Genomic DNA, 13,183 nt, shown 5'->3' on the forward strand with positions numbered 1-13,183 from the left:
GAGTTTTTTCCGATCTTACTTCTCTGCAAATAGAGACGTGACTTTTGACTTTTTCACACACATTTCGTGGTGAAGTTTTTTCATTGGGACTGCCTTGTTCACTAGCAGAATAGTGTGCGCTCTAGCGTTGGTGAGTGGAGTGATCGAATTAAGAGTAACCAGACAACTGAGCAAAACAATGGTTTACCTGGGCCTTGCGGTCATCATCTTCGTTTCTGGACAGTAAAGGATCGCCAGGAATAATCATTGCAGATACTTGCCCCATGTCAATGGACTACTCACGTATCAACTACGACTACAACGGCAAGGTATATATGATTTACAACATCAGACCCAAAATACTGGTATTAGCAATTGCTCAAGCGATTAATTTTCAACCAAATAACGCTCCTGTAGCATCTGGGTATATTAAAGACACTGGTCAAGCCTACAATGATACTCGGAACTTTGGTTGGGTGCATGAAGATAGCTTTGCTAAAGGTGCTAAAAATAGCAAACTCAACTATATTGCGATCGCAGTAGCTAACCGTCCCTCGGTCAGAATGAGCAATCTTACTGATAATCAGAGAAATGTGTCGCCAGATATCTCGATTACAGCAGACGTGAATCTCCCCAACAGTGGGATTGCGCTTAATAGCCTTTCAGCTTCAACTATCAAACTGATCGATAGCAGCACTAATACACAAGTCGCTGCCAACTACAACACTTCGGGTGGCGGAGATGTGATTGTAGTGTCTCCGATAAATCATCTCAAGAATAATACCAAATATCTGTTAAAAATCACCGACGGAGTAAAAGACAGCAATGATGCTGCATTCTTACCCTATAGCATCAGTTTCACAACAGGCACCCTTGGGAAGGGAGGAAGCCATATTAGTTTTGAGCAAATCTCACTACCGAATGTCCCTGCCAAACCTTACACCACAGTATTGATTGGCCCTGACAATAAACTCTATGCTGCCACCTTACAAGGTGAGATTTTGCGCTTCCCGATCAATCCTAATGGCACTCTAGGTACGCCACAAACCATTACCTCATTACAGACTGCCAATCATGGTAATCGAACTATCATTGGTATGCACTTTGATCCTTCCTCAACAAATGCTAGTAACCTAATTCTATGGGTAACAAACAACTACTACTGGAATGGAACTAATGCGCCAGAGTGGACTGGTAAAATTACTCGGTTGAGTGGTTCCAATTTAGAGACAGTAAAAGACTATGTGGTTGATTTACCACGATCAATCCGGGATCATCTAACCAACAGCATTGAATTTAAGCCCAATGAGCCAAAAGTGCTGTATGTCTTACAGGGTAGTAATAGTAGTACGGGCGCACCAAACAATGTCTGGGGTAATCGTCCTGAGAAGTTGTTAAGTGCTGCTGTATTACGAGTTGACCTGTCCAAAATCACCTCACCTCCTTTAAGCATTAAAACGGAGAGTGGAGGTACTTATAACCCCTTTAAGCCAGGAGCAGCTGTAACTATCTTTGCCAGTGGTATACGCAATGCCTACGATCTGGTTTGGCACACCAATGGTCAGTTGTATGTACCAACAAATGGTTCAGCAGCTGGTGGCAATACGCCAAATACACCTATCCCGCTACCTCTTGCCTGCCAAAACCGTATCGATAAAGCTACTAATGGCGCTTATACCAGTCCAACCGTACCTGACCTCAGAAATATAGTCACGCAGCGAGATTATCTCTTTCGGGTTGTTAAAAACGGTTATTATGGTCACCCCAATCCTAAACGTTGTGAGTGGGTGTTGAGTGGTGGAAATCCTACAGTTGGTACAGACCCAGCTCAGGTAAAAGAATATCCTATTGGTACTCTACCTGACCGGAATTGGAAAGGTAGTGCCTTCGATTTCGGAGAGCATTTTTCACCCAACGGTATCATTGAGTACCATAGTAATGTTTTAGGTGGCAAGCTACAAGGTAAACTCCTGGTGATCCGTTACAGTGGTGGCAAAGATATCATTGTCCTAACACCAGGTGGGGAAAACTTGGATATAGTAAATTCCCAAACGGGTATTACTGGCTTCACCGGTTTTAACCCAAGTCCATTGGATTTGGTTGAGAATCCTACAAATGGATATCTCTATGTGGCCCAGCTCAATGAAGGGACTGGCATGGGCAAAATTACACTTCTGCGTCCACTCAATTAATTGATTAACAGTTCTGGTGCTACCAATCCTTTTTGGATAGCTAAAACTGCGGCTTGAGTGCGATCGCGTACTTCTAATTTCTGTAAAATAGTATGGACATGAACCCGCACTGTACCAGGGGCAATGTAGAGAACCTCAGCAATTTCTTGATTACTTTTGCCAGTTGCCACGAGTGCTAAAATTTCTTGCTCCCGCTTGGTTAGGGGATTTTCTAAGGATTCCTCAGTTTTTCCACGCAGCACCACAGTAGAATTGCCCTCAAAAGCTGCTCTAATTTCTGTAGTTGCGGTTTGATCCCACCAAGAAGCCCCTGCTGCAACCGATCGCACTGCTAATATTAGAGACTCAGCCGGAATCCCTTTGAGGCAGTAACCTTGGGCCCCGGCGGCAATTAACCGCGAAATCAGGGGTTTTTCAGAACGAGAGGTTAAAACAAGAATTGGTAAATTTGGGTGCTTTTGCTTGATTTGGCGACATGCCTCAATCCCGCCAATCCCCGGTAAACCTATATCCAGCAAGACCAAATCCAGGGGATAGTGATTTGCTAATTCTACAGCTTGTTCCCCATCTTCTGCCTCTGCAACAATCTCCAAAGTGGTTTCTTGTTGCAACCGCATCCGCAGACCAAGCCGAAACAATTCATCATCTTCAACAAGTAAGATTTTTGTCATTTGTCATTTGTCATTGGGCATTAGTCATTGGGCAGGAGTTAGTTATTATTCTCCCCTGCCTCCCCTGCCTCCCCTGCCTCCCCTGCCTCCCCTGCCCCTTGCTCCTCATCTCCCCGGTGATGGACAAGCAGGCAGGCGGAAACCAAATAGTGCGCCTCGTGGTGAGCGATTCTCCGCCCAAATTGTACCCCCATGAGCGGTAATAATTTGCCTGGTTAAATAAAGCCCTAGTCCAGATCCTGAGACATGGCGATCGCTATGTCCTTGATAAAATCTTTCAAACAAGTGGGGTAACTCTTCTTCGGTAATGCCGGAACCAGTATCGAGTATTTTTACTACTTGATCGCTAGCATAACTTTCAAGTACTACTTCTACTTTACCGCCACGAGGGGTATGGTTTATACCATTACTCAGCAGATTGGTGAAGACTCGCCCCAGTTGCAAAAGATCGCCGTTTACCCAAATAAAGCTGCGAAAATCTGATTCGCCATAGTGGAGAGAAATATAAACCTGGCGTGTTTTGGCTAGTTCAGTCAGGGTGGCTATTATCTCCTCCGCTACAGTTGCCAAATTAACAGGTGATAACTGTAGTTTCAGTCCTTCGGCGTCATTGCGGTATACATCTAAAAGTGTTTGGACTAATTGCAGTGTACTCCGATGACTACGAGCCATTGTTTGTAAGACTTTTGCTTGCATTGGCGTGATTTCACCAAATTGCTCATTTTGCAAATATTTCAGCGTTTCAATTGCTCCTAATAGGGGTGTTTTCAAATCATGGGTTAGGGTAGAAACAAAATCTTCACGCATCGTAGCAAGTTGTTCTTGGGAGCGTAATTGTGCTTGCGTATAAGCGATCGCTTCTTCATTTCGGTGGTTGCGGTCGCTTAACCAACCCGTTACCACCAATGCCAAAACTGCAATCAGCCTATTTGCCAACGTTGAGGAATTAATCATTTCTCCTCCGGGAACAAACAAATTCAATAATGTTAATCCTGTAGCTGCAAGAGTGATTCCCAACACAGCACCCCGATTCAACCGTGAATCTGCTAACAAAATCGTCCCTGTGTAGAGGTAGCCAAATACGTACTCAGGTGGTGTTAAATATTCCAAGCTGATCACGATCGCAAAGGCGATCGCTAGTAGCCCATAAGTCTCCCCACGCTCGTTTATAGCTTCTTTCGTAGCCACTAATCGATTTAATATCTTCATTTCTCATTTACTAAAAAATCGTTATCCTACAATCTTTACAATTATTTAATTCAGCGATTATGATTTATCTGCAATGTATATCTGCAAATGTTAACTTGACCATTAACCCGAAAACTCTAATTATCCAGATGCAAAAATGGCGACTGGTTCCTTTTGACTTCCGCTCTGCGGTACTAAGTAGTTACCCATAAGGGGTAGAGTATTTACCACAACCGTCCTAATCCGTAATCTCTTTAATAAAATTCTCTGGGATATTTATATTGTTTGAAAGTAGCAAACTTCGATAATCTATTGTATAAACAAATAATTGTATATAGCTGCGAGAGTACAGCACCATTCTTAAGGGTTTGGTGCGTTAGCATTCCGCGTAACGCACCCTACAAATACCTAATTTTGTTCAAAAATCAAATTGGATAACTATAAATGAATTAAGAATAAAAAATTAAATATTCTTAACAATAAATTGAATAAGTATCTGGATAGTAATAACTGAAAATACTATATCTAGATTTAAAAATGACGGTGACATGAAATATCACCAAATCCCTCGAAATCAAATACCACAACAGTTAATCTGTTATTTCTAAAAATTGGCTTGCTAGCACTTAAATTTAATTGAGCGCGAAATATATGGGACAAGGTTTTTTGCAAATTGGCTTAACGCTGTGTATTGTCATAGCAATCACTCCGTTACTAGGTAAATACATAGCGCGTGTCTTCTTGGGAGAAAGAACACTGCTTGATTTTTTAATGAACCCGATAGAGCGAAGTATGTTCGTACTAGCAGGTGTCCGCAGGAAAGATGATATGACGGGTTTGCAGTATATCCGGGCTGTAATTTTTACTAATTTAATAATGGGTATTTCAGTCTATTTACTGATATATTTTCAGAGACTCTTGCCCTGGAATCCTAACGGCTTCGGTGCTATCAAATGGGATGTATTATTACACACAACCATTTCCTTTGTGACCAATACCGACCAGCAACACTATGCTGGTGAGACAACTTTAAGCTATTTTAGCCAGGTAGCGGCTTTAGGGTTTTTGATGTTCACCTCCGCAGCCACTGGGTTAGCCGTGGGTATTGCTTTTATTCGCGGGTTGACAGGTAGAAAGTTGGGAAACTTTTACGTCGATCTTGTCCGTGGAATTACGCGAATTTTACTGCCAATTTCGATTATTGGAGCGATCGCTTTACTTGTAACAGGTGTACCACAAACATTAAAAGAGACTTTAGTTCTGAGAACCTTAGAAGGCGGAACGCAATATATTGCTAGAGGCCCGGTGGCATCCTTTGAAATGATCAAACTTTTGGGCGACAACGGCGGAGGCTTTTTTGCCGTAAACTCAGCCCATCCTTTTGAAAATCCCAATGGTGCTTCTAACTTGATAGAAATGATCGCCATGATTTCTATACCAGCAGCCTTAATCTACACTTACGGTATATTTGCTAACAACATCAAACAAGCTTGGCTACTTTTCTGGATGGTGTTTGTGATTTTTGTAGTTCTGATAGGAGTGGCAGCCGTAGGAGAACTGCAAGGTAATCCCCTTGTTAATAACGCCTTTGGATTAGAACAGCCCAATTTAGAGGGGAAAGAAGTTCGATTTGGCTGGGCACAAACGGCATTTTGGGCAGTTATGACTACCGCTACTATGACTGGTGCAGTGAATGGAATGCACGATTCTTTAATGCCACAAGGAATATTTTCGACACTATTGAACTTGTTTATTCAGGTTATCTGGGGTGGGCAAGGAACTGGAACAGCTTACTTATTTATTTATTTAATTCTCACAGTATTCCTAACCGGACTAATGGCAGGGCGCACCCCAGAGTTTTTGGGACGCAAAATTGAAAAGCGGGAAATCATCCTCGCCAGCGTCGTGCTGTTGATTCACCCAATTTTAGTTTTGATTCCCAGTGCGATCGCCTTGGCTTATCCTATCTCCCTATCTGGAATTAGCAACACTGGCTATCACGGTATTTCTCAAGTAGTTTATGAATACGCCTCAGCAGCAGCAAATAATGGCTCCGGCTTAGAAGGGTTGAAGGATAACAGCCTATGGTGGAACTTGAGTACTTTGGTTAGCTTAATTGGAGGACGCTACATTCCGATAATTGCCATCCTCTTGTTAGCTGATGGCATGTCTCGTAAACAACCAGTTCCCGAAACGCCTGGTACTCTAAGAACGGATTCTCTAGTATTTACTGGTATCACTGCTGGAGTGACATTGGTTTTGGGAGTATTGACTTTCTTTCCCGTTTTGGCTTTAGGCCCCATAGCCGAGGGTATGAAATTAGCATCTGGTAGTTAGAAAATTTATGAGTTATGAGTTATAAGTTTGGAATATAACGAGAATACTAAAAAATAAATTATTCCGTTTCGTAAGGTGTGTTAGCGATCGCGTAACGCACCTTCATGAGATGGTGTGTTAGTAACACACTCTACAGATTGGATCTGTTTTTTATTGGAAGTTCTTAATAACTCCCAATACTTCTCAGTTAAAAAGATTTGTAGGTTGGGTTTCTTTCAACCCGACAAAGCCCTAAAAATCTTGGTTTACCCGGCAGTATCTTGCTACGTTCCTCAACCCAACCTAGCAAGTAGTGCTTTTTTAAACTTAACCGAGCAGTATTGTAATAAAATTCCTAACTCTAGCCTTGTCAAGGTGATATGTAGCTTAAATTTCATATTCGTTCAAACAAAATTTTCACTTGTTCTTTTAGAATTTTGAAAATTCCGAGTTCAGAGGTTCAACTTCCGAGTTCAGAGGCTCAAGTGCCGAGTTCAAAGGCTCAACTTCCGAGTTCAGAGGCTCAAGTGCCGAGTTCAAAGGCTCAACTTCCGAGTTCAGAGGTTCAAGTGCCGAGTTCAAAGGCTCAAGTGCCGAGTTCAGAGGTTCAAGTGCCGAGTTCAAAGGCTCAAGTGCCGAGTTCAAAGGCTCAACTTCCGAGTTCAGAAGCTCGTAATGAATACAAGATTTAGCTTGAGAGCGCTACTCCTGACTTTTGTACAGACGCGATTAATCGCATCTCTACTCCTAACTTAATTCATAAATCAAGTGGCAACTAACTTCAAAGCTAGACGGCCAAATCCTCGTTCTGGCGATCGCCGCCAAGCACGTAAAAAGGCCAAAACAATTAATAAGTGGCTGTACTTAAGGGCAATGAAAGATGCTTTTGTCAAGCTCAACCCTAAGTATGCAATCAAAAATCCAGTGATGTTTGTGGTTTGGGTGGGGACAATCATCATCCTATTGCTAACAATTGATCCCAACCTATTTGGCCCAGCCCTGCAAAAGAACCCGCAAGTTTTCAACGGCTTGTTATCGGGGATTTTATTCTTTACAGTTTGGTTTGCCAATTTTGCCGAAGCAATTGCAGAAGGGCGGGGTAAAGCCCAAGCCGATGCCTTACGATTAACCAAATCAGAAGCGATCGCTAAAAAAATTGCTGCCGACGGCATAATTAGTGAAGTTTCATCCACAAGCCTTAAACAGGGCGATAACATCTACGTCATTGCTGGCGATATCATTCCCGCCGATGGCGAGGTAATTATGGGTGTCGCCTCAGTGGATGAATCGGCAATTACTGGGGAATCCGCACCAGTATTAAAAGAATCAGGTTCCGACGTTGCCAGTTCCGTCACTGGTGGGACGCGGATTATCTCAGATGAGCTAATTATCCGCATCACTAATGATCCAGGTAAAGGCTTTATTGACAGGATGATTGCCTTAGTAGAAGGGGCAGAACGCAGCAAAACACCCAATGAAATTGCCTTGACAGTATTGCTGGCAGTTCTTAGCTTAGTGTCTTTGTTAGTCGTGGTAACTCTGCCCGCACTTGCTTACTATGTCAACAGTCCAGTCAGTGTGCCAATTTTGATTGCCCTATTAGTAGCATTAATTCCTACAACCATTGGCGGCTTACTAAGTACCATCGGCATTGCTGGGATGGATCGAGTTGCCCAATTTAACGTCATTGCCACTTCAAGACGAGCAGTCGAAGCTTGTGGAGATGTCAACACTTTAGTTCTTGATAAAACAGGTACAATTACCCTCGGCAACCGTTTGGCGGAAGAATTTATTCCCATCAACGGTCATTCAATATCGGAAATTGCTAATATTGCCTGGGCGGCTAGTGTATTTGACAATACACCAGAAGGTAAATCTATTGTGCGACTGGCAGAAAAGTTAGGCGCAAGGTTTGATTTTGACTTCAACCAGGCAGAAGGAGTTGATTTTTCTGCCAAAACACGGATGAGTGGTACAAACTTGCCTGGTGGGTATGAGGCGAGGAAGGGGGCAGTAGAAGCCATCAAAGGATTTGTCCGTTCCCGCAACGGACGCGATACACCAGAATTGGATGCTACCTACGAACGAGTTTCTCGCTTGGGAGGTACACCCCTAGCAGTCAGCCTAGATAACGAAATCTATGGGGTTATTTATCTTAAAGATATAGTTAAACCTGGTATCCGCGATCGCTTTGAGCAACTGCGACGGATGGGAGTGCATACCATCATGCTAACTGGAGACAACTGGATTACAACTTCTGTCATTGCCAAAGAAGCTGGAGTTGATGACTTCATCGCCGAAGCCACACCAGAAGACAAAATCAGCGTCATTAAGAAAGAACAAGCAGCAGGTAAATTAGTTGCCATGACAGGAGATGGAACTAACGATGCTCCAGCATTAGCACAAGCTAACGTCGGCCTTGCCATGAATACAGGGACGCAAGCTGCAAAAGAAGCTGCCAACATGGTAGATTTGGACTCCGATCCCACAAAACTGATCGATATAATTAGCATTGGCAAACAATTATTAATTACTCGCGGGGCATTGACGATATTTTCTATCGCTAATGATATTGCTAAATACTTTGCGATTATCCCAGTGATATTTGTCGCTGCTAATTTGCAAAGCTTGAATATTATGAATTTAACTAGCCCTAATTCTGCTGTTCTATCAACACTGATTTATAATGCTTTGATTATTCCCGCTTTGATTCCGTTGGCATTGAAGGGTGTACGGTTTAGGCCGCTGACAGCTAATCAGCTACTGCAACGCAATATCTTAATTTATGGCTTAGGTGGGCTGATTGCGCCGTTTATCGCCATTAAATTGATAGATTTACTGATTACAATTGTGGGCTTGGCTTAAAGACAGTAAAAAATAAAATACTAGCAGCAATTGGAAAAATTTTATGGCTATTATTCGAGAAACTATCAGAGCAATTTTCATAACTCTAATGCTTTGGTTGTTGACTGCAATCATCTATCCTCTGATAATCCTTGTAGTGGGTCAAGTTTTTTTGCCCTACCAAGCTAATGGCAGCATTATGCTGAATCTAAATAATGAACCAATTGGTTCGGCTTTGATTGGTCAGTTGTTCACATCTGAGCGATATTTCCATCCCCGTTCCAGTACTGTTAGATATAGCCAAGGCAGAAAAGCCAAGCCAACTGGCATCTCTGGAGCCAGCAATCTCGCTGCTAGCAATCCAGAACTACTAAAACGGATTCTAGAACAGGCAAATCAGTTGCGAGACGAAAATCTTCAACCGCTCGCTGATATAATTTATACCTCTGGCTCTGGTTTAGATCCCCATATTTCCTTCAAAGCAGCACGGCAGCAATTGACGCGGGTTGCTGGTGCACGGGGAGTAAAAGAAGAGGAAATCCTACGTTTAATTAATAGATATACTGACGGCAGATTTTTATGGATTTTTGGCGAGCCAGGAGTCAATGTTCTCCGATTGAATTATGCTCTTGACTTGCAAGATTTTAATCGTCAGCCAAATCAGTAAAATGGGGAGTGGGGAGTTAGGAATAAATAGATAAATAACTTTAGATAACTTTTTTGTTACTCAGATTGTAATCGGAGAGAGTCAGCGAACCTCCTTTGGAGGCGCTTTGCTAAGGCGCTGGCAAATGCTCCTCAAAGGATCTTTGACGCAAAAATTAGTACGTTTGCTCAAAAATATAGATTTGCATATTATTGCCAGCGAAAAAATGGTTTCACCCAAATAGGGAATTAAATTTCCCCAAAAACCTCAGAAGTAAAGCTTCCATGCAAACCATAGGGGATATGATGCTTGAGATGTAGGCGAGCGATCGCTCCTTTAGAGAAATCACTAGCATCCAAAATTACCAAATCTGAGCGGTGATGGGCAGCATCATAAACCAAAGCTAATACCCAACCATCATCTTCCTTTTCAGAACCTGGGCGCGGGACAAAAATCGGTTCGCCAACAAAACCACGGGGTGCAGCACTCCAAATTTGTCTTTCTCCAGACTCTAAATCGATTTTCAACAATGCTTGTAAGGGAGCATTACCAGTTTCTGCATGAGCCGCACCTATATATAGATATCGATAAGGGCGTCCCACATTCGCCGGGTGTATACTGGGAAATTCACAACATCGGCTCTCAATCAATTCTTGCCCGACTGTCCCATCCTTTAGATTCAGACAAAATCGCCAAAGTTGCCCAGGTGAAATTGCCTCAAAATCAACTTGTCGAAAATCGCTTTCGGGTTCTACTTCGGGGAAATTTTGGTAACAAATAGAGTCAATTAAAACTTCATCTCCTACCTCAAAAGCATTAATGTGGTGGAAGACAAAACCAGACTTAGTTTCCAGAATTTTGATATCTTCTTGCCCTTCTTTGGGGAAGCGGGGAATAATTAGAATTTGAGTTGGCTGATTTGGCTGAAATTTGATACATTCTCCCGGCGCACGTATTCCCAAGACAAAAGGTATGGGATTGAAGGTGACAGGATTTTGAAAGAAGATGCAGTAATTAGGAGTAATAAGAAAATCGTGGATGAAACAGAAACCAGGAACACTATGAGCGTGCTGTCTGATAATTTCACCTGCTGGATTTAGCTCGAAAATAGTAATTGTGGTAGATAATCCTGGCTTAATCGAGAAGTTTACCAGGCAAGGTGCGCCCCCATCTTGGTTACAATTGTTTTCCACGCGGGGATGTGCAGCGAAAGCTTCACCTGCTGACAAAGCACCATTAAAATATTCATTGCCCAAGGTTTCAAGAGTATAAGGATCGAGGCGATATGGTTCAGCCGCTTCCCACATTGCTAGCAGTTTACCGCCCCAATAGATAACATTTGTATTGGCGATATTTTTGAGTTTGAAATCAAAGATATTAGCTAGCCAACCGCCAGGCTTTTGAGTGCCAAAAATACCGCGATAAAGAATTTTTCCCGCCTTTTGTTCTTCCAAATAGCCAGTTGTGCGGACAAAGCGGTTGCGAAAATGGGCACGCTCGTTTGTAAAGGTAATTTTGCTAATCATCCCATCCCCATCAAACGGGTGATGAAAAGGTTGCCCATTCACATCCAGCAAACCAGGGCCATTTCTAAACAGCGTACCTTGTAATTCTTTAGGAATTTGCCCTTCTATATCATCAATCCAATAATCAAACTCTTGGGTTAGAGATTGATATCCTCCTTGCCAGTCTGCACGGCTGTAGGATTTTTCTGTAACTGGGATTTCTTGGCTTTTCAAACGCATATACTTTGTTCTTTCTTGTTATTTTGGACAAAAATATGTAACAGCTAAAAAGGATTTTTTTGCAGCTTTACTACAACGCGAAGGCAGCAAACTACCTCAACTCAGGGTGAGATTTATTCCACTATTCGACTATTTTCGACTCTGGTTCTCTTAGTACCAACTCAGACATTAAATCTGGCAAAAACGCTTGTTCCCCATCTTTGGATGTCTCAGTTTCTTCCTCAGCAGCAGGTAGCCAGTTGATAAATGGTAGGGGTAACAGCGTGCTGAGGTTAGTAATTAGCACCAATAGCCAAAGTGATTCAAAGTTCGTTGCAGTTATTCCCAGCCAATAGGTGATTAATGCCCCGAATGCATGGGAAACTGTTCCTGCTGAATTAAACACCGACATTAACAAGGCAAATAATGTCGCTTCCACACCAGACGGACAAAGCCTTGCTGCTAGAACCATGACTTGCATAAAGGCAATTTTCCCCATTACAGAGAGAATCAGACTATCACCCAAACTAAACCAGTGGTCATCTATACCTAGCCGCCTGTTTGTGTGAGTCACTAATAACAGCATCGTCATTCCTAAAATTGACGAAAGGACGGTACTCCAACCAAAAATTACGCGAAAAGGGATGCTTTTGAGGAAACGTTGAAAAATCCAAACGCCTGCTAAAGAAGCGAAACTTGTCACCAAATGCACCCGCCCCAGAAATTCTGGTTCAAAGTGGAGTTCGTTGGTAGAGAAGTAGAAAAAAGCTGAGTCAGCATTTGGGGTAGCTTGCCAGATGAAGATAAACGCCGTTGGTAGCCAAATACTTTTTTGGCTAATGGCTTGGCGTAGCTGCCCCAGTTGATGTTTGATTGGTAAAGGGTTGGTGTGATTACTATCTTCAGCATCTTTTCTAACGGGGGACTCAGCAATTAACCAAGCAACCCCTGAGACGATGAGAGGAAATAAGGCGGTAATTCCAAAGACAGTACGGGTACTAAAGTATTGAAGCAGCAAACCACTAAAGTATGCTGTTATCAAACCTCCGATCGCAGAAGCACCCCAACACAGAGATTGTAATGAACCGGCTTTTGCTTGGGATTCGCCTCTAGCTCGTTCCACAACTAGCGAGTCAACTATCACATCACTCATGGCGACAGAGAGAGAACTAAGAGCGATCGCTAATGTAGCTGCCCAGCTAGTATGAACTATTGTAGCCAGACTCGCCCAAGAAGCAGTTCCCAGTATCCCGGATAAAATCAAATAAGGACGCCGCCGATAGCCAAAGATAGGCAAGCCATCAGAAATGAAACCAAACACCGGCTTGATCATCCAAGGTAGGAAGACGATTCCCAACAGCGCCGACACCTGAACGGGACTCAGCAGCAGTTCATCTTTGAGGAAAAAGCTAACGGCTAGACGCGATAATCCTAAAATTCCTTGGACAAAATAAACGGTGAGAATTGCAATTAACTCCGCATTAGGTTCATTACCCAAGAAGATTTTTTGTGTTAATGAGTCTTTGACCTTGGACAAGCCAGATGATTGAAGCACCATTCGATAAATATTTTTTAAGTTTTATCTACTTTTCTATCATATCGATTCTTCAGAAGTGGGCTTTG

9 protein-coding genes are annotated in these 13,183 nt (G+C 42.7%); 5 read left to right on the forward strand and 4 right to left on the reverse strand.

The genetic code is table 11. The features are described from left to right. The first annotated feature begins 263 nt into the window (after positions 1-263). Positions 264-2,171: an Ig-like domain-containing protein gene (locus tag LC608_RS08260; RefSeq protein WP_229553078.1), complete on the forward strand. Its 1,908-nt coding sequence runs from the start codon at positions 264-266 to the stop codon at positions 2,169-2,171. Here the strand turns inward: LC608_RS08260 and LC608_RS08265 are convergent. After that, a complete protein-coding gene (locus LC608_RS08265; protein ID WP_229553079.1) occupies positions 2,168-2,842 on the reverse strand; it encodes a response regulator transcription factor in 675 nt (224 codons plus the stop codon). The two genes, LC608_RS08260 and LC608_RS08265, sit on opposite strands and share 4 nt — an antisense overlap. Positions 2,843-2,947: 105 nt before the next feature. Beyond that, complete coding sequence (locus LC608_RS08270; protein WP_229553080.1) at positions 2,948-4,051, reverse strand: sensor histidine kinase KdpD; 1,104 nt, start codon at positions 4,049-4,051, stop codon at positions 2,948-2,950. Positions 4,052-4,681: 630 nt separating this feature from the next. Between LC608_RS08270 and kdpA the strand changes: the two genes are divergently transcribed. The 4 genes from kdpA to kdpC all read left to right on the forward strand — a co-directional run bounded on the left by kdpA (position 4,682) and on the right by kdpC (position 9,857). Beyond that, positions 4,682-6,367: a potassium-transporting ATPase subunit KdpA gene (gene kdpA, locus LC608_RS08275; protein ID WP_229553081.1), complete on the forward strand. Its 1,686-nt coding sequence runs from the start codon at positions 4,682-4,684 to the stop codon at positions 6,365-6,367. 464 nt (positions 6,368-6,831) lie between these two features. Continuing rightward, positions 6,832-7,038: a hypothetical protein gene (locus tag LC608_RS08280; RefSeq protein WP_229553082.1), complete on the forward strand. Its 207-nt coding sequence runs from the start codon at positions 6,832-6,834 to the stop codon at positions 7,036-7,038. Positions 7,039-7,105: 67 nt separating this feature from the next. Further along, positions 7,106-9,211 (forward strand): potassium-transporting ATPase subunit KdpB, encoded by a 2,106-nt coding sequence (gene kdpB, locus LC608_RS08285; protein WP_308189850.1) that lies wholly within the window; start codon positions 7,106-7,108, stop codon positions 9,209-9,211. A 43-nt stretch (positions 9,212-9,254) separates the two neighbouring features. Then, positions 9,255-9,857, forward strand: a complete 603-nt coding sequence (gene kdpC, locus LC608_RS08290) for a K(+)-transporting ATPase subunit C (RefSeq protein ID WP_229553083.1) — start codon at positions 9,255-9,257, stop codon at positions 9,855-9,857. A 227-nt stretch (positions 9,858-10,084) separates the two neighbouring features. On the opposite strand, the gene LC608_RS08300 is transcribed toward kdpC, so the two are convergent. Further along, on the reverse strand, positions 10,085-11,581 hold the full coding sequence (locus tag LC608_RS08300; protein WP_229553084.1) for a carotenoid oxygenase family protein: 1,497 nt from the start codon (positions 11,579-11,581) through the stop codon (positions 10,085-10,087). Between the two features lie 121 nt (positions 11,582-11,702). After that, a complete protein-coding gene (locus LC608_RS08305) occupies positions 11,703-13,118 on the reverse strand; it encodes a folate/biopterin family MFS transporter (protein ID WP_229553085.1) in 1,416 nt (471 codons plus the stop codon). Positions 13,119-13,183: the final 65 nt, after the last annotated feature.

Origin of the sequence: Nostoc sp. XA010, from assembly GCF_020829625.1 — a bacterium.
In the GTDB taxonomy this organism is placed as follows: Bacteria; Cyanobacteriota; Cyanobacteriia; order Cyanobacteriales; family Nostocaceae; genus Nostoc.